At 38.0% G+C, this 23262-nt stretch carries 14 protein-coding genes; 8 read left to right on the forward strand and 6 right to left on the reverse strand.

Annotated elements, in window-relative coordinates:
• Positions 1–30: 30 nt before the first annotated feature.
• The 6 genes from Cop2CBH44_RS07570 (at position 31) to Cop2CBH44_RS07595 (ending at position 10147) form a co-directional block, all read left to right on the forward strand.
• Positions 31–1518 (forward strand): glycoside 3-dehydrogenase, encoded by a 1488-nt coding sequence (locus Cop2CBH44_RS07570; protein ID WP_021931084.1) that lies wholly within the window; start codon positions 31–33, stop codon positions 1516–1518.
• A 57-nt stretch (positions 1519–1575) separates the two neighbouring features.
• A complete protein-coding gene (locus tag Cop2CBH44_RS07575) occupies positions 1576–2454 on the forward strand; it encodes a 3-keto-disaccharide hydrolase (RefSeq protein WP_200755471.1) in 879 nt (292 codons plus the stop codon).
• A gap of 112 nt (positions 2455–2566) precedes the next feature.
• Entirely contained in the window at positions 2567–3424 is an 858-nt protein-coding gene (locus Cop2CBH44_RS07580) for a sugar phosphate isomerase/epimerase family protein (RefSeq protein WP_246469212.1), read from the forward strand.
• 303 nt (positions 3425–3727) lie between these two features.
• Entirely contained in the window at positions 3728–4906 is a 1179-nt protein-coding gene (locus tag Cop2CBH44_RS07585) for an ATP-binding protein (protein ID WP_055096709.1), read from the forward strand.
• A gap of 43 nt (positions 4907–4949) precedes the next feature.
• Positions 4950–8498, forward strand: a complete 3549-nt coding sequence (nifJ, locus tag Cop2CBH44_RS07590; RefSeq protein WP_200755835.1) for a pyruvate:ferredoxin (flavodoxin) oxidoreductase — start codon at positions 4950–4952, stop codon at positions 8496–8498.
• Positions 8499–8812: 314 nt separating this feature from the next.
• A complete protein-coding gene (locus Cop2CBH44_RS07595; RefSeq protein ID WP_021932098.1) occupies positions 8813–10147 on the forward strand; it encodes an NADP-specific glutamate dehydrogenase in 1335 nt (444 codons plus the stop codon).
• Positions 10148–10844: 697 nt separating this feature from the next.
• Here Cop2CBH44_RS07595 and Cop2CBH44_RS07600 read toward each other — a convergent pair.
• Positions 10845–11294, reverse strand: a complete 450-nt coding sequence (locus tag Cop2CBH44_RS07600; RefSeq protein WP_021932097.1) for a helix-turn-helix domain-containing protein — start codon at positions 11292–11294, stop codon at positions 10845–10847.
• Between the two features lie 164 nt (positions 11295–11458).
• On the opposite strand from Cop2CBH44_RS07600, the gene Cop2CBH44_RS07605 reads away from it, so the two are divergent.
• The gene (locus Cop2CBH44_RS07605) at positions 11459–11716 is read left to right on the forward strand and encodes a hypothetical protein (protein ID WP_200755836.1); all 258 of its coding nucleotides are present in this window, start codon (positions 11459–11461) and stop codon (positions 11714–11716) included.
• 27 nt (positions 11717–11743) lie between these two features.
• On the opposite strand, the gene Cop2CBH44_RS07610 is transcribed toward Cop2CBH44_RS07605, so the two are convergent.
• The 5 genes from Cop2CBH44_RS07610 to Cop2CBH44_RS07630 all read right to left on the reverse strand — a co-directional run bounded on the left by Cop2CBH44_RS07610 (position 11744) and on the right by Cop2CBH44_RS07630 (position 21709).
• On the reverse strand, positions 11744–12238 hold the full coding sequence (locus tag Cop2CBH44_RS07610; protein WP_021932095.1) for an NUDIX hydrolase: 495 nt from the start codon (positions 12236–12238) through the stop codon (positions 11744–11746).
• 11 nt (positions 12239–12249) lie between these two features.
• Positions 12250–14409 carry a DNA topoisomerase 3 gene (locus Cop2CBH44_RS07615; RefSeq protein WP_055096714.1) on the reverse strand — a complete coding sequence of 720 codons (2160 nt, stop codon included), beginning with the start codon at positions 14407–14409 and terminating at the stop codon, positions 12250–12252.
• A 143-nt stretch (positions 14410–14552) separates the two neighbouring features.
• Positions 14553–16184 carry a hypothetical protein gene (locus Cop2CBH44_RS07620; RefSeq protein ID WP_200755837.1) on the reverse strand — a complete coding sequence of 544 codons (1632 nt, stop codon included), beginning with the start codon at positions 16182–16184 and terminating at the stop codon, positions 14553–14555.
• 239 nt (positions 16185–16423) lie between these two features.
• A complete protein-coding gene (locus Cop2CBH44_RS07625; RefSeq protein WP_200755838.1) occupies positions 16424–18706 on the reverse strand; it encodes a coiled-coil domain-containing protein in 2283 nt (760 codons plus the stop codon).
• Positions 18707–18712: 6 nt separating this feature from the next.
• The gene (locus Cop2CBH44_RS07630) at positions 18713–21709 is read right to left on the reverse strand and encodes a PEP/pyruvate-binding domain-containing protein (protein WP_021932091.1); all 2997 of its coding nucleotides are present in this window, start codon (positions 21707–21709) and stop codon (positions 18713–18715) included.
• A gap of 176 nt (positions 21710–21885) precedes the next feature.
• On the opposite strand from Cop2CBH44_RS07630, the gene gdhA reads away from it, so the two are divergent.
• Complete coding sequence (gene gdhA, locus Cop2CBH44_RS07635) at positions 21886–23220, forward strand: NADP-specific glutamate dehydrogenase (RefSeq protein ID WP_021932090.1); 1335 nt, start codon at positions 21886–21888, stop codon at positions 23218–23220.
• Positions 23221–23262: the final 42 nt, after the last annotated feature.

Genomic DNA, 23262 nt, shown 5'->3' on the forward strand with positions numbered 1-23262 from the left:
AATAAATGGTTAACTAAAAATTTAATTATTATGTCAGACATTTCAAGAAGAGATTTTCTCAAGACAGGCGCTGCCGCCCTGGCCGGCCTGACCATCGCCCCGAGCAGCATTCTGGGCAAGAGTTTCGGGCATGTCCCTCCCAGTGACAAGCTGAACATCGCGGCTGTAGGTATCGGAGGCATGGGTAATGCCAATCTGAAAAACATGGAAAAGACGGATAATATCGTGGCCTTGTGCGACGTGGACTGGCGTTATGCCAAGCCTGTTTTCGAGCGTCTTCCCAACGCCAAGAGGTATTATGATTACCGCAAGATGTATGATGAAATGGGCAAGAGCATCGATGCGGTCCTAGTGGCTACGGCCGACCACACCCATGCCATCATCTCGGCCGAAGCGCTGACCATGGGCAAGCACGTGTATTGCCAGAAGCCTTTGACCCACTCGGTATATGAGTCCCGCCTGCTGACCAAGCTGGCCGAAAAGTACAACGTGGCTACGCAGATGGGCAACCAGGGGGCTTCGGACGAGGGCACCGACCTGGTGTGCGAATGGATATGGAACGGTGAGATCGGAGAGGTCACCAAAGTGGAATGCGCTACGGACCGGCCCATCTGGCCCCAGGGTCTCAACGCGCCTGAGAAGGTAGACCGCATTCCCAAGACTCTTGACTGGGACCTGTTCTGTGGCCCTACGGAAGTGATTCCGTACAATTCCATCTACCATCCTTGGAACTGGAGGGGTTGGTGGCGTTTCGGGACCGGAGCTTTGGGGGACATGGCCTGCCACATCCTGCACCAGCCGTTCAAGGCCTTGAACTTGAAGTATCCCACCAAGGTACAAGGCTCGTCAACCCTTCTGCTGCAAGACTGCGCCCCTACGGCCCAACACGTGAAAATGGTCTTCCCCGCCCGGGACAACATGCCCAAGGTGGCCATGCCCGAAGTCGAGGTGCACTGGTATGACGGAGGCATGATGCCGGACCGGCCGGCCGGTTTCCCTGACAACAAGCAGCTGATGGGACCTGGAGGGGGATTGACGATTTTCCACGGGACCAAGGATACCCTTATTTGCGGTTGTTACGGGCAGCAGCCTTACCTGCTTTCGGGCCGGGTGCCCAACGCCCCCAAAGTCTGCCGGCGCGTGCCCAACGCCATGGGAGGAGGCCACGAACAAGACTGGATACGGGCTTGCAAGGAAAGCCCTTCGAGCCGGGTAAAGACCAAATCGGATTTCTCCGAAGCCGGACCGCTCAACGAAATGGTGGTCATGGGGGTACTGGCCGTGCGGCTGCAGACTCTCAACAAGGAGCTCCAGTGGGACGGGGAGAACATGAGGTTTACCAATATAGCCGACAACGAGACCATCCGCAACCTTGTCAAGGACGATTTCAAAATTGTGGACGGTGACCCAAAATTCAACAAAATCTGGACTGACCCGGTCAACGCACAGGCTTATGCCCAGGAGCTGATCAAGCACAATTACCGCCAGGGGTGGAAATTGCCCGACATGCCCAGATAACAGCCGGGGATTGAGTATAAAAAAAACAGAAATAGAAATTTATAACTTGAAAATCGTATGAAAAAAGTATTTTATTTTGCTGGCAGCATGATGGCCGGTACGTTAATCGCCTGCAGCGGTGGCAACCAGAAAAAGGCTGCAGAAGGACAGGCTGCTGAACAAGCAGGTAATGAAGTGGCAGTTTCTTATTCCTCTTCCTTGAAAGCCCCCGAAAGCGACACGTTGAATCTTCCGGTGGATGCGGATGGGTATATCACCATTTTCGACGGGAAGACTTTTAATGGATGGAGGGGTTACGGCAAGGACCGTGTCCCGGGAAAATGGACCATTGAGGACGGTTGCATCAAGTTCAACGGCACCGGAGGGGGTGAAGCCCAGGATGCCGACGGCGGCGACCTTATCTTCGCCCACAAGTTCAAGAATTTCGAGCTGGAACTTGAATGGAAGATTTCCAAGGGGGGGAACTCGGGCATTCTTTACCTGGCCCAGGAGGTGACCAGCACCGACAAGGACGGCAAGGAAATCGTGGAGCCTATCTACATTTCCGCACCGGAGTACCAGGTATTGGACAATGCCAACCATCCTGATGCCAAGCTGGGCAAGGACAACAACCGACAGTCGGCTTCGCTGTATGACATGATACCGGCCGTGCCGCAGAATGCCAAGCCTTTCGGCGAATGGAACAAGGCAAAAATCATGGTATATAAGGGTACGGTCGTACACGGGCAAAACGGGGAGAACGTGCTCGAATATCACCTGTGGACTCCGCAATGGACGGAAATGCTCCAGAAGAGCAAATTCAGCGAAGAGAAATGGCCGCTGGCTTTCAGCCTGCTCAACAACTGCGGGGGAGACAACCACGAAGGGTTCATCGGATTGCAGGACCATGGGGATGACGTATGGTACCGGAACATCCGCGTGAAGGTGTTAGATTGAACATATTTCCAAGACTGACTTTTTTTTAACCGGGGAGCCTGTTTGCCCTGTAAACAGGCTCTTCAAAAAAATCTACGACACGAAATTCAAAACTTTGTTATTTATGACTGCCATGACGGTCGTGGGGTGTACGGGAAAGCCTGTTTCAGAAGCCGGAGAGGCTCCGGCCGCAAAGAAGGACATCAACATTCAGTTGTACTCGGTCAGGGACAAGATTCTCCCGGACTTCAGTAATCTGGACAGCCTCCTCTTCCAACTGGCAGAGATGGGCTATACCGGAGTGGAAGCAGCCGGCTATAACGACGGCAAGTTCTACGGCCGTACCCCGGAGGAATTCAAGGAAGCCGTGGAGAAGGCCGGAATGACGGCCCTCTCTTCCCATACCGGACGGGGACTCAGCGCTGAAGAGCTGGCCTCGGGCAACTTCCAGGAAGCGCTCAAGTGGTGGGACCGGTGCATCGCCGACCACAAGGCCGCGGGGATGAGCTACATCGTCACTCCGTGGATGGACGTGCCCGGGAGCCTGAAGGATTTAGAGACCTACTGCCGGTATTATAACGAAATCGGGAAACGCTGCCGGGAAAACGGGCTCCTGTACGGTTACCACAACCACGCCCACGAGTTCCAGAAAGTGGAGGGCGAGACCATGTATGACTATATGCTCAGCCATACCGATCCCGAGAACGTCTTCTTCCAGATGGACGTGTACTGGGTGGTACGGGGACAGAACAGCCCGGTGGATTATTTCAACAAGTATCCCGGACGGTTCAAGATCCTTCACATCAAGGATGAGAGAGAAATCGGACAGAGCGGAATGGTGGGTTTCGATGCCATATTCCGAAATGTGCAGAAGGCCGGAACCCAGGACATAGTCGCCGAGATTGAAAGATACAGCGGTGAGGTATTGCAAAGTGTCAGACAAAGCTTCGACTATCTGAATCAGGCCGAATTTGTCCCTTACAATTTTTAAAAAATATAAAAATGTTAAAACGGTTTTTATATTGTAATAAAAACCGTCTTTTTGAGAAACACTTCATACTTTGAGAACAAAAAATATGAAGTGTTTTTTATGTACATATAAACGACCTCTCCAAAACTTTTTCTATTTTCAAATAATAACAAAAAGTTGTATCTTCACAGCGAAAAAATACATTTTTACAAAATGGAGCCCTTTCACATAAAAAATAATTAGTAAAAAGAGTATAAATTGTAATCTCTACTTTGCAAAATTGTATTTTTTATATACATTTGTGCCGCATTATAATATTGTGAAGTGGAAGCATTTTTTAGGACACACAAATATCTGGTTGAGCACACCAGTTCTCCGGTTAAAAGAGAATTGATGCAAGAAATTAACTGGGATAACCGGCTTATAGGAATAAAAGGAAGCCGGGGAGTAGGTAAAACTACATTCCTCCTTCAATATGCAAAAGAAAATTTCGGTACTGACAGATCTTGTCTATACATAAATTTAAACCATTTATATTTTACAGAACGAACCTTAGCTGATTTTGCAGATGAATTTCGAGTAAAAGGAGGTAAGACTCTACTTATTGATCAAGTTTTTAAATATCCCAATTGGTCTAATGAACTTAAATATTGCTATGATAATTTTCCTGAATTAAAAATTGTGTTTACCGGTTCGTCTGTCATGCGACTAAAAGAGGAAAACCCGGTACTTTCAGGATTAGTAGACTCATACAATTTAAGAGGTTTCTCATTTCGAGAATATTTAAATTTAATGGCCGGAACAGATTTCCCCTCATTTAAATTAGAAGAACTATTAGATAATCATACAAAGATAGCCGAAGACATATGCAGCAAGGTAAAACCCTTAGCATACTTCCAAGATTATTTGCATCATGGATTTTATCCATTTTTTTTAGAAAAACGAAATTTTTCTGAAAACTTGATAAAAACCATAAATATGATGATGGAGGTAGATATATTATTCTTAAAACAAATAGAACTTACATATTTACCTAAAGTACGAAAATTACTTTACTTACTATCGATAAATGCTCCTTGTGCTCCAAATGTAAGTCAATTGAGTAAAGAAATACAAACATCAAGAGCCACAGTAGTAAATTATATAAAATATTTAAAAGATGCACGGCTTATCAATATGCTTTATCCAATTAATGAAGAATTTCCGAAAAAACCGGCAATGGTATATATGCATAATACAAATCTCATGTATCCGATGCGTCCTTCTCAAGTAGGAGAACAAGCGGTAAGAGAAACATTTTTCTACAACATCCTGCATAAGGACAACCGGTTGAACAAAGGAGAACGAAATGCTCAATTTTTGGTGAATCAAAGATATAATTTCAGAATTGAAGGGGAAAATATCCGAAGAAGGGTTAACCCAGACTTATATTATGCCGTGGATATGATAGAGACTGGATACGAAAATAAAATTCCACTCTGGCTCTTCGGCTTTTTATATTGATTTAAGTAACGAGATTCTCAAATTTTCAAATATAATTTAGAATATGACCAAACAAAAAAAAATGTTAACCTGTGACGGTAATCAGGCAGCAGCTCATATCTCGTATATGTTCAGCGAAGTAGCTGCTATTTACCCCATCACACCCTCCTCTACTATGGCAGAATATGTAGACGAGTGGGCTGCCGCAGGACGCAAAAACATCTTCGGCGAAACTGTATTAGTACAGGAAATGCAATCAGAGGCAGGAGCTGCAGGAGCCGTTCACGGTTCATTGCAAGCCGGTGCATTAACAACCACCTACACGGCCTCTCAAGGATTACTGCTAATGATCCCGAACATGTACAAAATTGCCGGTGAATTTCTTCCGTGTGTATTTCATGTTTCGGCTCGTACATTAGCATCTCACGCTCTTTGTATTTTTGGTGACCATCAAGATGTAATGTCTACACGCCAAACAGGCTTTGCTATGTTAGCCGAAGGTTCGGTTCAGGAAGTTATGGATTTGGCAGGGGTAGCACACTTATCTACGATCAAAGCAAGAGTTCCTTTCGTTAATTTCTTTGACGGTTTCCGTACTTCTCATGAAATACAGAAAATCGAAATGCTTGAAAACGAAGATTTAGCTCCGCTTATAGATCAAAAAGCTCTACAAGAATTCCGTGACCGCGCATTAAATCCAGAAAAGCCAGTGGCACGCGGTATGGCTGAAAATCCAGATACATTCTTCCAACACAGAGAATCATGTAACAGTTACTACGAAGCTGTTCCTGCTATCGTTGAAGAATACATGAACGAAATATCCAAAATTACCGGCCGCAAATACGGATTATTCAACTATTATGGAGCAGAAGATGCTGACCGCGTAATCATTGCCATGGGCTCAGTTACAGAAGCAGCTCGTGAAGCCATAGACTATCTGATGTCTAAAGGTGAAAAAGTCGGATTAGTGTCAGTACATCTATATCGTCCATTCTCTGCAAAACATTTCTTAGCTGCAGTCCCCAAAACAGCCAAGAAAATTGCAGTCCTCGACAGAACCAAAGAACCAGGTGCAACTGGTGAGCCATTATATCTTGATGTCAAAGATGTATTCTATGGACAAGAAAACGCTCCAGAGATTGTAGGTGGACGTTATGGATTAGGCTCTAAGGATACCACTCCTGCCCAAATTCTTTCTGTATTTGAGAATTTAGCATTACCGATGCCTAAAAATAACTTTACTATCGGTATCGTTGACGATGTAACTTTCACATCTTTACCTCAAAAAGAAGAAATTGCTCTTGGAGGAGAAGGCATGTTTGAAGCTAAATTCTACGGATTGGGTGCAGATGGCACTGTAGGGGCAAATAAAAACTCTGTAAAAATCATTGGAGATAATACAGACAAACACTGTCAGGCTTACTTCTCTTATGACTCAAAAAAATCTGGAGGTTTCACTTGTTCTCATTTACGCTTTGGCGATAGCCCTATACGTTCCACTTATTTAGTAAATACTCCTAATTTCGTAGCTTGCCATGTACAAGCATACCTTCGCATGTACGATGTAACACGCGGGTTACGGGAAAATGGAACATTCTTACTGAATACAATCTGGAGTGAAGAAGAATTAGCAAAGCATCTACCTAATAAAGTAAAACGCTATTTTGCTCAAAAAAATATCTCAGTTTACTATATCAATGCAACTCAAATTGCCCAAGAAATAGGATTAGGTAATCGTACCAATACCATATTACAATCGGCATTTTTCCGCATTACAGGAGTAATTCCTGTTGATTTAGCTATCGAACAAATGAAAAAGTTCATCGTAAAATCTTACGGAAAAAAAGGAGAGGATATTGTAAACAAAAATTATGCTGCAGTTGACCGTGGTGGTGAATATAAACAACTGACTGTAGACCCAAGTTGGGCCAATCTACCTGATGATGAAATCATTGCAAATAATGATCCAGCATTCATCAATGAAGTAGTGCGTCCAATCAATGCTCAAGATGGGGACCTTCTTCCTGTTTCTGCATTTAAAGGAATCGAAGATGGAACTTGGCCACAAGGTACTGCTAAATACGAAAAACGTGGTGTAGCAGCATTTGTTCCAGAATGGACACCAGAAAATTGTATCCAATGTAACAAATGTGCTTATGTTTGTCCTCATGCTTCAATCCGCCCATTTGTACTTGATGCAACAGAGCAATCTGGAGCAAATTTCCCATCTATAAAGGCCGTAGGTAAAGCATTTGACGGTATGACATTCCGCATGCAAGTAGACGTCTTAGACTGTTTAGGTTGTGGTAATTGTGTCGACGTATGCCCCGGTAACAAGAATGGCAAAGCTTTGGCAATGAAAACTCTTGAATCTCAACTGCCTGAAGCTAACAACTGGACATACTGTATTGATAATGTAAAGAGCAAACAACATTTAGTAGATATCAAAGCTAATGTAAAAAATTCACAATTTGCCACTCCACTATTTGAATTCTCTGGTGCTTGTTCTGGTTGTGGTGAAACTCCATACGTAAAATTAATTTCTCAATTATTTGGAGATCGTGAAATGGTTGCAAATGCAACAGGATGCTCTTCTATATATTCTGGATCCATACCCTCAACACCTTATACTACAAATGAAAAAGGCCACGGGGTTGCATGGGCAAACTCATTATTTGAGGACTTCGCTGAATTTGGCATGGGTATGAGTCTCGCTGTTGAAAAAATGCGTGAACGTATTGTTAAACTAATGAATCAAGCCATAGAAAGCGATAATTGTCCCTCTGAAACCAAAGAGCTTTTTAAAGAATGGATCGCAGATAAAGATAATACAGAACGTTCCATTGAGCTTGAAGCCAAAATTACTCCTATCGTAACAGCTAATGCTGATAAATGTGATATTTGTAAAGAAATAGCGTCTTTGTCTAAATTCTTAATCAAAAAATCTCAATGGATTATTGGTGGTGACGGTGCTTCTTATGATATCGGATTTGGAGGACTCGACCATGTATTAGCATCCGGTAAAAATGTAAATATCCTAGTATTAGATACTGAAGTTTACTCTAACACAGGTGGGCAAGCATCTAAAGCTACCCCTGTAGGAGCAATTGCCAAATTTGCTGCAGCAGGTAAACGTGTACGTAAAAAAGATTTAGGTCTTATAGCATCAACCTATGGATATGTGTATTGCGCACAAATCGCAATGGGTGCAGATCAAGCTCAAACTTTAAAGGCTATCCGTGAAGCAGAAGCTTACAACGGTCCGTCTATCATTATTGCCTATGCTCCATGTATCAACCATGGCTTGAAAAAAGGTATGGGTAAGGCACAAGCTGAAGAAGCTGCAGCTGTTGAATGCGGATATTGGCATTTATGGCGCTATAACCCAATGTTGGAAGCCGAAGGCAAAAATCCATTCACACTGGACAGCAAAGAACCTCAATGGGATAAATTCGAAGACTTCCTTAAAGGCGAGGTACGTTATGCATCAGTAATGAAGCAATATCCTCAAGAAGCAGAAGAACTCTTCCAAGCAGCCAAAGAAAATGCAAAATGGCGTTATAATAACTACAAACGTTTAGCAAAACAACAATGGGGAATAGATCAGGACTAATTAGAATCTTGATACAATAAATAAAATGGAGTATTTCTGACAGAGATACTCCATTTTTATTTATTACACTATACAACATTACCTATTTTCTGCATTTAACAAAAGGAAGAAATAAATGCATAAAAATGCGCATTTTGATATAAAATCAAATAAAAACTATTTATTTGTTATTTTTATCACAAAAATACTTGCAAATATCAAATTATTTATTGTACATTTGCATCGAAATGAAAGAAACATATCATTTTGATATCAAACCGAATCAAAGATGATAATCCAATTAGAACTTATAACTATATAAAAAGAATAATACAATGAATGTACAAAATGTATTAAGCGAGCTGAAAAGACGCTTTCCGAATGAACCTGAATATCATCAGGCTGTAGAAGAAGTGTTATCAACTATTGAAGATGCTTATAATGAACATCCTGAATTTGACCGTTTCAATCTAATTGAAAGACTTTGTATACCTGACCGTATTTTTTCATTCCGCGTAACTTGGATGGATGACAAAGGAAAAGTTCATACCAACATGGGATACCGGATACAACACAATAACGCTATTGGTCCATATAAGGGAGGAATTCGTTTTCACTCTTCTGTAAACTTGTCGATTTTAAAATTTCTTGCATTTGAACAAACATTCAAAAATGCTTTGACAACACTTCCGATGGGTGGAGGAAAAGGAGGTTCAGACTTCAATCCAAAAGGGAAATCTGACACAGAAATTATGCGTTTTTGCCAAGCTTTCGTTACCGAATTATGGCGTCACATAGGTCCAGAAACCGACGTTCCTGCGGGAGATATAGGTGTAGGAGGACGTGAAGTAAGCTATATGTATGGTATGTATAAAAAACTTGCCCGCGAAAACACAGGGACATTCACAGGCAAAGGCCTTGAATTTGGAGGCTCTTTAATCCGTCCAGAGGCTACAGGATACGGTAACGTATATTTTCTTCTCGAAATGTTGAAAACTCGTAACATCGACATTAAGGATAAAGTTGTTACAGTTTCAGGCTCGGGGAATGTTGCTCAGTATACAGTAGAAAAATTGATTAGCTTAGGGGCTAAAGTCGTTACAATGTCCGACAGTAACGGATACATTTACGATCCAGATGGTATTGATGAAAAGAAACTCAAATACATATTTGAGCTTAAAAACCTTTATCGTGGACGTATTAAAGAATATGCAGAAGAATTTGGCTGCAAATATGTCGAGGGTGGACGTCCATGGAATGAAAAATGTGATATTGCCATGCCGAGTGCTACCCAAAATGAATTAGATGGAGATGACGCACGCGCTTTATTAGCAAACGGCTGTATAGCTGTATCAGAAGGAGCTAATATGCCGTCGACTCCTGAAGCAATTGATGAATTCTTGAAAGCAAAAATCTTATATGCTCCGGGTAAAGCTGCTAATGCAGGTGGAGTCTCAGTCAGCGGTCTCGAAATGACCCAAAATGCAATTAAGCTAAGTTGGACCAAAGAAGAAGTTGACGCTCGACTAAAACAAATCATGTTTGATATCCACTCCCAATGCTGCCGTTACGGAAAAGAAAGCGATGGATATGTAAATTACGTGAAAGGAGCTAATATTGCAGGATTTATGAAAGTAGCTAAAGCAATGATGGCACAAGGTGTGCTCTAAAAATATCTGCTCTCAATAAAAAAGAACTCAGAGAAGGGATATCTCTGAGTTCTTTTTTATTAAGAGCATCTTATACTTAATAATCTATATTAAAACTATAAATTAATAATATTTATCTAGTCATATACCAAAGAAGCATTAATACCATTTTTATAAGCAGCCATTATCTCTACAAATACATCCGTCTCAAATAAACTATCTTTTAAATTTTTCCAATATGCAAATTGGGTGGAAATGAATCATATCCTAAAGTATGTTACTTCACCTTTCTATTGCTCTCTTTCATACAAACAAATTTCAACGGTCTTACATTTGTCATAAACTAATTGCAAAATAATTCAAACTATTTTACCCCCTTATCTTTAAGAATCTAAAATTTATAGATAAATATTTTACATCTACTCACCTTTACACTTATATTTTAATGTTAATCCTTTTCAAAAAAAGGAAATACAAACAAAATAAAACATCTTTCTGAAACCATCACAAACCCAAATAGTCTGTAACAACAGGGAAAAGTTTAGAAAAGAACAATAATAAATATCTATATCAAAAAGTAATACATTAACGAGACAGCAAATAATTTTTCAAGACGTTAGAAAGTATCACAAAACGGAATTCCAAATCTTTCTATTCAATTTAATAAAATATACCCCTAAATACTCTCTACAATTTTTACCGACTATGAAGATAATCTTTATTTATCGGATTCTTTTAGCTCTTCCAATTTACTTATAAAAACACTAATCTTATTCTTTAAAGATTCCAAATCTCCATCTAACAGCGCTAAAAACTCTTTAAATATTAACTGCATATTTTCACAAGTTTTATATTCTTCTGAAGGTTCTGTAAAAGTTTGGGAAACAAGTTCCTCACGCTCCAGATAATCACCTGAACTATTTTCTTGGTTCCTATTTTCATCCGTTAACACAACCTTTTTCTCAAAAAAATCTTCAATCGACAAGCCATACCGATTACAGATTTTCAATAAAACACCAATATTCAAGTTCCCGCCTCTAACTGCTTTTCCAATAGTATTCTTATCTATCTTTAAATCAGCAGCTGCAGCTTTATATGTAATCCCTCTTTTTTGAAGAAATTCTCTAAAATTATCTCCAGTATAGCTCGTACGAATTATTTTCGCCATGTTAAAAAATCTTTAACTAATAAATATCTACTGATTTTATATACAAATACAAAACTAAATTGTTAGTTTTGTACTTACTAATATACAAATTTTTAAGGATATAAGCATGTGTGCTTTTCTCTTTCAAATTTGTAAGCTAAAAAACAACTACTTATTTCATCACTATGGAAGAGGCACTATTAGACAATTTAAAGGAGTTACAAGAAAAATGTGAAGAAAAGCATATAAATTATGGGTTGTTCATTTGCGACAGGCCTCACTCTGTAACGGGAGCCGCAAACTTTACATTAGAGGAAATTTCTATCATGATAGAAAATATTGCAAGATCTCTTCCATTAAAGCACATTCAATTCATTCAACATATTTTGTCATTAGTTGCCAAAGAAAAACAACACGAAAAAAACAAAGCAGAAGTTAACTAAATTGAAAGTTCTTCACTATATTTTCTATCAAAGTTTCATCAATGAAAATTCATATTCAAAATTGGGAGTAAAAATATCACGTTTGAGAAAGTTTTTTATCTCAGAAATAGTCCAAAAACGGCCTTCTGTAACCTCATCCAAATCAGGAATTATAACTCCATTATATATTGTACGATAAGAATTAACCAATTCTCTTTCTATATCTGATTCAAAAATATAGCGGAACCATAATTGTGCCTCAAAACCAAATATTCCTAATTCTTCTCGGCTCTCTCGATAAAGTGCGTCTTCAATTTTTTCTCCGTAATTAACATGCCCACCTACAGCAGTATCCCACTTTCCTGGTTGTATATCCTTCTGTTCTGACCTTTTTTGCAAAAACAACTCTCCTTTCTCATTAAAGACATGTAAATGAACAACTGGATGCAAAATCTTCGATCCATTATGACACTCATAACGAGTAGTTTTCCCAATGGTGTTTCCATTCTCATCTATCACCGGAAAATATTCTATTGTCCTCATATATATCCAATTTATTCGGGAAACAAGGATAGGCCTCCTGCCATTGAATCCCTAAATTTCTGTACAATAATTTTTAAATCACTATCTACTAAATTTTCACCATATTCATCAAAAGACAACCTAAAATTACATCCATCTTTCCAATCTGAACATCCATACGCAGTTTTTCCCTTTATAATATATCCTTTTCCACACACCGGACACAAGATAGGTTCTGATTGAATTTCCTGAATACTTTTACCCTGTGTATCTTCTTTTATGGAAGAGAAAAGCTCATTTTTCTTTTTTTCTTTAACCTTCCGCCCTTTCTTAGTAACCGTATCATTTTTCTCTTCCTCTGTGTTAGACACCTGCACTCCTAAAGGAGTCTGTATCGTAATTGAACGTACTGCTTGGTCATATTTTACTTTGTTTACAATTTCCGCAACCATAAGCTTCAATTCTTCCAAAAAATCTTTAGCACGATATTCATTACGCTCTATCCTGCGAAGTTTATTCTCCCAAATACCTGTCAATTCAGCTGATTTTAATAACTCTTCATGAATAATGGCAATCAGTTCAATACCCGTTTGTGTCGCTAATAAATTTTTCCGTTCTTTACGAATATAATTACGCTTAAACAAAGTTTCTATAATAGCAGCTCGTGTTGAAGGTCTACCTATTCCATTCTCTTTCAACGCATCTCTCAATTCATCATTCTCCACCAACCTTCCTGCAGTTTCCATAGCTCGTAATAATGTAGCTTCTGTATAATATTTCGGAGGTTGAGTCCATTTTTCACTCAACGCCGGCTCATGTGGTCCACTCTCCCCTTTTACAAAATCAGGTAAAACTCTCTCTTCATCTCCATCCTTTTCCTCTTTTTCTACATCCTTTTCTTTTTCAAAAACTGTTCTCCATCCAGGTTCAAGAATTTGCTTTCCTGTCGCTTTAAATTCTATATTTCCAACCTTACCCAAAACAGTTGTTGTTGCAACTCTGCAATCAGGATAAAAGGCAGCAATAAATCGCCTAACTACTAAATCATATACTTTACGTTCATTGTCAGTTAGATTACTCGGGCGCACATTTGTCGGTATAATTGCATGATGATCTGTCACTTTGGAATTATCAAAAACTTTTTTTGATTTTGGTAAGTTACTTCTCCATAAAGGATTTATTAACGGTTCATATACCTGAGATGTCTGCAAAGCTTGCAAAATATTGGGAACTTTCGGATATATATCATCACTTAAAAAAGTCGTATCAACACGCGGATATGTAGTTACTTTCTTCTCATAAAGCGACTGTATAAGTTTCAATGTATCTTCGGCCGAATAAGCAAACTTTTTATTACACTCTACCTGCAATGATGTCAAGTCAAATAAACGGGGAGGTGATTCTTTTCCTTGTTTTTTTGCAATATCGACTACTTCAAAAGGGACTCCTTGTACCTGCTGCAAAAAAACTTCACCTTCCTCTACCGTAGAAAACCGACCTTTCGTTACAGAAAATACTGTATCTCTATATATAGTTTTCAATTCCCAATAAGGTTGAGAAACAAAATTATCGATTTCTAATTGGCGATTTACAATCAAAGCCAATGTCGGAGTCTGTACTCGTCCTATAGAAAGCACCTGACGGCTCTGTCCATACTTTATCGTATATAAACGGGTAGCATTTATTCCCAATAACCAATCGCCAATCGCTCGTGACAACCCTGCTTCATACAGCGTATTGAATTCTTCTTGTCGTTTCAAAGATGCAAAACCTTCCCGGATAGATTCTTCAGTCAAAGATGAAATCCATAATCGGTATACTGGACATTTACAGCCAGCCTTTTGCATCACCCATCTTTGTATAAGTTCCCCTTCCTGCCCCGCATCACCACAATTGATTACAGCTTCTGCTTCTGACATCAGCTTTTCTATAATTGCAAACTGCTTCTCTATACCTTTATCTGGTATAAGTTTTATACCAAAACGCGGAGGAATCATCGGTAATGTCCATAAAGACCATGATTTCCATTGCGGAGTATATTCGTGCGGTTCTTTCAGTGTACATAAATGTCCAAAAGTCCAGGTTACCCGATAACCATTCCCTTCGTAATATCCATCTTTTTTAGTTTTCGCTCCTACAATATCAGCTATTTCCTTGGCTACGCTGGGTTTTTCTGCAATGCAAACTCTCATTTTGATTTCCGTTTCATAACACAAAAATAAGATTTAATTTTTATCCAAGAAAGGGATTATTCAAGACAATTTCTCACAAGAAATTACATCTCATATATCTTAGCCTTAAATCACTTATCCACACCATAGTTCAATATAACACTTCATTTCTGAAAAGAAAAGTTTTTTTGGTAAACTATATCTTTAAGAAACACATTACTTATATTTTCTGTCTCCGAACATAATTCTTGTGAAGTCAAAGGACGACCAAGAGATTGTAACCGCATCATGAATCGACGAGTAATAAATAAATCAGTCTGAATGTCTGGAGTCAATCCAAACTGGTTAATATATACTTGTCTCTGTTTCCTCAACACTGCGTTTTCTCGCATCAATATTTGAAAGTCCTTATATTTTCGATTAAACTTATCCATTTTATAAGAAAAATTCTGTATCGATAATGTATCTGACGGAGTTTTCATTCGCAAAGCACAAGAAACCAATTCCTTCTCTTCAGGATTCAATTCTATTCCATATTGGGAAAAATCTGATAAAAAATCATTGACTGTCCAACTCATTTTCTCTCTAATAGGCAAAATATGTTCCAAATAGTGAATAAACAATTTATAGTCTGCTGCAGACAAAGACAACTCATCATGACGAGGCAAAGTACCTAAAAAGGTATAAAAAGAATCAGGTAAACATCTTCCTTTATTTGCTGTATAATATTGCTCATAATCAAGCATGTGTCGTCCATAAACATACCATACATTCATTTTAAGAAGATGTGATATCTTACATGATAGTAAATTTTCCTTTTCTAATTTCTCTATATTCTGTAATTTCTTCTGTAAATTCCACTTTTCCTTCATATCAAATGAATCAGGAGATAAAGAACGCATATCTTCAGCATACTGCTGTACATCAAATAAATCAAAATTTCGGTAACACTTCAACTCATTATTCTCTTGACCCAATTCTCCTGAATAGTTTAAATATCGCGCTTTAGATTCTATTTCTTCTAAATTCAACACCGGACGAGTAAGTTCGTCCATATCAGCATACACCACTAATTCTTTTCCTGGTTCAAGATAAAAATTAATATAACCATCCGGTAACAACAATACTTGCTGCACAGGATAATATAACTCCATTTTTACCTCAAAAGAGCCATCATCATTAAACTTCACTGGAATATTTTGTACTTCTGTAGTTACTACATTATCCAAAACAATTACTCCTTCTCCCCATTTCAATCTAGGATGATAACCCCGTATATAGCCTCTTAACACTGCAGTATCTACTCTCAATATTTTTCGATAATCTTGTTCTCGATTTTTCTCTCTTTTAATCGGGTATTGGGGAACAGACAAAACTTTATTTCCTGATTCAAGCTGTATATCTATTAATCGTATCGGTTTCTTTTGAATTTTCTCAAATATATCTACAATTTTTACATCATCCGGTAAAGCTGGAAAATCGACAGAAACTTTTGCTACTCCTAACTCTGAAAATTGAAATTTCCGACCTAAATCAATACCATCAGCTTCTATTGCTTCCCATTCTTTTCCCGAAGACGGATCTGACAATGTCAAACTTCTATCAACTACCGTCCACTGATTGGGTAATCCTTTAAAATTAAAATAAAACCTAGTAAGATCTTTTCTCAATTCTACACTATCTATAGATATCACAGATGTACTACGTGCCTTCATTTGAGGAAAATGAATAACTCGTGCATCAACAGATAAAATAAACAATTCCAATACAAATAATAAATATACAGTCTTTTGCATTCTCTTTCTATTTTAATAAACTTCCTAACTGTTATCCCCCCTTACTCCTAATAAAAATGAAAATAAAAAATCTCCTCACACATCAACATCTTTTCCATCTTTAAAATCGAATTTGGAATAAATATATTTCTAAAAAATTATAACTGTCTTTATAAATATATTAACAAAAAATACCCATTTCCAGTTCATCAATGGAAATGGGTATTCATATTTATATGCTATAATTTTTTATTAACTTATCACCATAAGCTCATTTGCGACAGATCAGGCTTTATCTCTGTCTTTTCTTCAACAAATTCTTCCTTCATCTTTTTCTCTGCTTTTCGTTTTTCTATCATATCTGGAGTATCTGGCAAAGTTGGTCTCATCCAATTTTCCTCTTCTGGTTCTTGAACTACTTCTCCAACTCCCCTATTTGAAAGTTGTTGCTTCATCTCTTTTACCTTTTTTTCGAGAGCAGATATTTCTAACTTATAATCTTTCTGACTTTTTTCCGATTCTTTCAATGTACTCTCCAACTCTGAGATATACTGCTGTAAATTAGCTCTCTCTCGCCGTTCTTTCTCCACATTATCCAACAAATCCTGACGTTGAGTCTTCATTGCCGAAAGCATATCGTTCGCAACACGCAATTCGTGTTTTAACTGAACCAACTCTTCCTCTTTTCCTGACGAGATTTGCGCCACAGCTTCTTTTTCTCTTAAATTAGCATCCTTAAGCTCATCTATTTTCTTTAATAATTTTTCATTATACTGCCAAGCTTCATCTACTGTATCTTGCAACGTTTTCACCTTCTCTTTCAAAGCTTCAAGTTCTTCTCTATCGTCAGAAATGTGCTCTTCTTTCTCTTTTTCAAGAAGTAATCTTTGTCTTTCCTGCTCCTTAGCAACATCTAACGCTTCTGTTAACTTTTGTTGGAGTTCATCAAGTTCTTTATTCAGTTCATTTATACGTATATCATTTTTTTCTGATTTCTCTGTTGATTCTTGAACTAGGACATCCAAATGCTTTTTATATGTTTGTTCGTTACATTCAATTCTTTTAAGCAAATTTTCTTTTTCTATCGATAATTTTTGTAACTCAGTATTCAGAGATTCAACTTGTACAAAATACTGGGATATCTCCTTCTCTTTATTACCTAGATTTTCAGATAGTTGCTCCTCTTTGCGACGGAACTCAATAACTTGGTTTTCCTTTTCTCCCAACATGCGAGTCAATTCCTCTTTTGCATGCAAAACATTAGACAAACCTTCATGTACAGTATCTAATTCATTTTTATATCTTCTTTCTGTCTCGGCCAATTTATCATTTAATTCTACTAATAGTGAATCTTTTTCTGCAGATTTAGCAATTAATCCATCCTTCTCAACTATCTGACGAGCGAGTTCATCTCTGTCACTTAATATTTTCTCTATATTATGATTTAATTCAGTCAATTGCTCCTGATAACGGCTTTCTACACCATCCAAAGTCTGCTGTAATTGTTGCAAACGAACTTCCTGTTCCTGATTTATAATAGACAATTTTTCCTTATCAGCTAATTGTTTCCCTAATTGCTCATTTGCATTTCGGATATCCAGAACTTCCTCCTGCAACTTTTCTATCTGTTCCTGATAAGACGTTTCTGTCTCGCTTAACTTCTCTTGCAAAGCTATCACCTGCTCAACTCTCTCTCTGGCCTCTCGTTCTATCTGCTCTTTTTCCTCAAGACGATATTTCAAGTTTTCATTTTCTTCACTTAATTGTCGCAAATCTTTTTCCAAAATCTGTTTAGAGGCTACGACATTTTCAATCTCTTGAGACAAATTCTGTAAACTATCTATTTTCTGTTTGTATTGTTCTAATGTAATCGATATCTCATCTCTTTGCACTGTCAATTCAGTTATTTTAGACTCTAATCCTGACAGCTCAGCCTTTAAACGAACACATTCTTCTTGAGTATCTTTATCTTGCACTTCCGCCACCTTCAATTTATTGAGCAAAGCATTTTTTTCAATATCTACTTGCTCCTTCTCTGCCTCAAGTGTCGTTATTCTCATCTCCAACTCGTGTACTCTTTCATTCAAAGCACGCTTTTGCCTCTCTGCACTTAGCTGGGATTTTTGTATTTCTTCTTTCTTTAAATTTATCTCTTTTACTTTCTCCGTTAATGACAATATTTCGCTTTTGAATTTTCCCTCGTCTTTTCTCCACTTCGAAGCTCCATCCTTTTCCAATTTACTATATATAAATTTTATATAATCAGTAAACGGTTCCAACAAATGAGAATATATATTTCTCTTCTCAGCCTCCTTATCTATACTTTGACGTACAATCTCTGGAATAGAACTATTTATTAATTCCGACATTTTATCAAGCAAAGACGCTGGTATCTGTTCATTCATTAAAGCTTTAAGATACTCCTGATTGTAAGTATCATCCTCAACTTTCGTCTCCGTAAGGTGCAAACTTTTACTTGTTTCTTTTTCTCCTTCATTCGCTGGCCACCACGCCTGCATTGATTTGAATAGTTTTGACATCATTCAGTCTTATATAGTGTTAGTATTTTCTGTTCTTTCTACAACAATTCCGGGTTTCAACACCAACCCAATATTCTTCTTTCCATTAATTTTGACTACTACCGGCTTTTCGAATTGAATTACTCTCAAAAAACGAGTTTCTTCTTCTGCCTCAAAACCTTCAAGATACGCCTCATCAAAAAAGCCATCATTCATAAAAGGATTTATAGTAAAGTATCCTACTCCAAATGAAGTCAGATTCTGAAAAAAATGGGTTCCCTGGCTTGGTTCTATTCGATAATTTTTCAACGCCGACTCCACAATTAAGCGAGCATTGGATATATGGGGCCATTTCACCGGAATACCCAAAGCCGTATCACTCGATCCCCATCGTCCAGGACCAACCAATATATAGTTTTTGCCTTTCTCTACGAATCTTCGGTTTATCTTCTCTATCTCACGAGCAATCAACATATTGTTCGACGAACTAAAATCTTTCGTCTTCACATACACAATATGATACAAATCATTCATGATACCATGCCCAAGAGCCGAATTGCTTTTCAATATCGTCTGTTCATCAGGCAAATCGAAGACTTCATCGTCACGCATTTCTTTCGTATCAACAATAGGACGTATTTGTAACCAATATAAAGTTCCTTGTTTATTTTCCTCACTTGGTAATGTACCCGCGAACTCTATTTCCACATGACGCCCCATTTCTTTTGAACCAAACTCAAGCATCATAGATAAAAGTTCAGCTAATGGAAATGCATCATGCTGTAATATATTTGCAAAGGTAACGACTTTTCTGCCCCCGTCATAATATCCGTCTCGCATTATTTGGTCATATGGGTCAAAAGTTGATACCATCAACCGTAAAGAACCATCCTTTTCAGCTTCCCGCATATGGAGTTTCAATAAATTAAAACTATCATCCACTGAAAAAGATTCTTGCATATTTTTTAAGTCCAAAGCATAAAAACGAGTCTGAGTATCACTTAATGCTAAATCAAGAGTGCTGGTCTGTAACACGTTCCGAGGATGCTTTGGCGAAAAACGCAGACTTCGTCCTCCATCTACAATATACTTGCCCAAACCTACCGCCAAATCTACAACTCCGTCTTCAGCTTTTTCATCATTGATAGGATAGTAATTCAAAGAACGCCCCACCCCAGAGAAAGACGGGTAATATCGGTCATCATATTGTGTTCCAACAACCTCCTGCAAAATAATAGCCATCTTCTCCTGATCTATCACATTCGAAGTTGCTGTCATATATGCTTTACTATCAGCATAAAATACAGAAGCATATACTCCTTTAATCGAATCACTCAACATCCTTAACATTTCATACTTATCTTCCAAGTATGGAATCATATAAGTCGAATATATACCAGCAAATGGCTGATAATGAGAATCTTCTAAAAGGCTCGAAGATCGTATGGCAATCGGGCGTCTCACGACATCAAAAAAAGCAAGAAAATCTTCTATTAACTTATCAGGTAACTTAGCTCTTAAAAAGTAACGTAGAATTTGGTCGTCGGGCAAGTCCGATAGTGCTACTTGATACAGATTATTTGCCTCCATAAACTCATCAAATATATCTGTACATAATACAACTGTCTTAGGAACAGTAACATTCACACCTTGATAATCTTCCAGAATCGGATGCCGTTTTATCAAAGAATCAATAAAGGCCAATCCCCTTCCTTTACCCCCCAAAGATCCCTGCCCAATACGAGCAAAATTTGAATATTTGTCAAAACGATCACGTTTGAATACAGCCACAACCCCCCTATTTTTCATTTTCCGATATTGGACTATAGCATTAAAAATCAATTCTCGGACTTCCTGAGATTCACTAATATCGGTAAATGCTTTTCGTCTAAGTAGTTCTGCAATAGGAAACATCGCTCGAGAATATAACCAACGCGAAATATGATTACGAGAACCATGAAAATAAAGTGAATCATCAGGAACTGACATAATAGTGTTTTGCAAATCTTTTAAATTACGCACAGTATATAAAACTTCTCCACTATCAGGGTCCACAAATTCAAAATCTCCAAAACCAAAATTACGTAAAATAGTTTTACGCAAATCAACGGGCAATTTTTTTGAGTTTTTATCTAAAAAACATGCATTAAGATTCAACGCCATGGTTTGGTTTTCTATTTCTGACGATTCTATAATTATAGGAACAAATTCATCATGTTCTCTGACATAAGAACAAAACTCTATCCCAGCTTTTTTATCTTTAACACCATTATGTTTAAAAGAAACATCCGATACAATTCCCAATACATTATTGGAATATTTATTATAAATCGCAATAGCCTCCTCATAAGTACGGGCCAGTTTTATCTTAGGACGTCCCCTCATTCGCAACATTTGTTCATGTTCATTTAATGCTTCTGTTGAAAATATCTGAGATTGTTTCAACACAAATTTATACAAATGAGGCAATATCGATGAATAAAATCGAATAGAATCTTCTACCAACAAAATCATTTGTACCCCTACCGATTTAATATCTTCCTCAGCATTCATTTTATCTTCAATAAGCTTGATAATGGCTAATAACAAATCAGCATTACCCAACCAACTGAAAACATAATCAACTCCACTTAAATCCTCATTACCTATACGCTGCGACACCTCTCTTGAAAAAGGAGTCAGAACAACAATTGGAATATCTGGATATTTCTCCTTTATATTTTTACATTGCTCAAATGTATCACTTTTCTCTATACCCGGCATAGTTATAACCAAATCATAACGCTTGCTTGATAGCTCATAAAAAGCATGATCAAAATTATTTACCTGCTTTACACGAGGAGGAGAGCTTAAATTCAGAGAAACATACTCAAAAAAAATCTGTTCATCCACCCGTCCATCTTCCTCAAGCATAAATGCATCATAGCGACTGGCAATAAGTAACACATTAAAAATGCGTTTTTGCATTAAGTTAGCAAAAGAGGTATCTTTGAGATATAATTGATTAAAATTCTTCGTATCCATCATCAATACAAGGGTATTTTTCTTACAAATTGTCAGAATAAATTAATAATCTTTAATGTTCAAATTTAGTAAAAATAATTTTTTTATCCACATAAATAACTAAATTTGCAATAAAGGTATTGCTGAAATAATAACAGCTATACTCAAACATAAAAAATAACCATTAAAAACACAATGTCATGAATATCGATAACATTGTATCCTCATTAGAGGTAAAACATCCTGGAGAACCTGAGTATTTACAGGCGGTGAAAGAAGTTCTTATCTCCATAGAAGACGTTTATAACCAACATCCTGAATTCGAAAAAGCTAAAATTATAGAACGATTGGTAGAGCCAGACCGTATTTTCACATTTAAAGTTCCTTGGGTAGATGATAAAGGAAATGTACAAATTAATCTTGGTTATCGTATACAATTTAACAATGCTATCGGCCCATATAAAGGTGGCATACGTTTTCATGCTTCTGTAAACTTATCTATCCTAAAGTTTTTAGGATTTGAACAAACATTCAAAAATGCATTGACAACTCTTCCCATGGGTGGAGCAAAAGGAGGTTCCGATTTCAGTCCTCGTGGTAAATCTGATGGTGAAATCATGAGATTTTGCCAAGCTTTTATGTTAGAATTATGGCGCCATATCGGCCCTGACACAGATGTTCCAGCTGGGGATATAGGAGTTGGAGGACGAGAAGTCGGTTACATGTATGGTATGTACAAAAAACTAAAACAAGAAAATACCGGGACATTTACTGGTAAGGGTTTAGAATTCGGAGGCTCACTCATCCGACCTGAAGCGACAGGATTCGGAGGGCTTTATTTCGTAAAACAGATGCTTGCAACAAAAGATATAGACATAAAGGATAAGATTATTGCCGTAAGCGGATTCGGAAATGTTGCATGGGGAGCCGTAACAAAAGCTACCGAATTAGGCGCAAAAGTAGTTACACTTTCCGGTCCTGATGGATATATATATGATCCTGATGGTATTTCCGGTGAAAAAATCGATTATATGTTAGACCTTCGCTCATCTGGTAATGACATCGTTGAGCCTTATGCCGAAAAATTTGGAGTACAATTTTTCGCCGGGAAACGCCCATGGGAACAAAAAGTTGATATTGCACTGCCTTGCGCTACTCAAAATGAGCTCAATGAGGACGATGCTCAACAACTTATTAGCAATGGGGTTATTTGCGTAGGTGAAATTTCGAATATGGGTTGTCGTCCCGAAGCAATCGATTTATTTATCAAAAATCGCATTATGTACGGACCTGGTAAAGCTGTCAATGCTGGAGGAGTAGCTACGTCTGGGCTCGAAATGACCCAGAATGCCATGCACATCAATTGGAGTGCTGAAGAAGTCGATAACCGTCTACATCAGATTATGAGTGATATTCATACTCAATGTGTAAAATACGGAACGGAAAAAGATGGTTATATCAATTATATGAAGGGTGCTAATATCGCTGGATTTATGAAAGTTGCAAAAGCGATGATGTCCCAAGGAATACTTTAGTTAAAAGACATTTTTCTATCAATAAAAATATACAAACAAGGG

The sequence above is a fragment of the Coprobacter secundus subsp. similis genome (genome assembly GCF_015097275.1).
In the GTDB taxonomy this organism is placed as follows: domain Bacteria; phylum Bacteroidota; class Bacteroidia; order Bacteroidales; family Coprobacteraceae; genus Coprobacter; species Coprobacter secundus.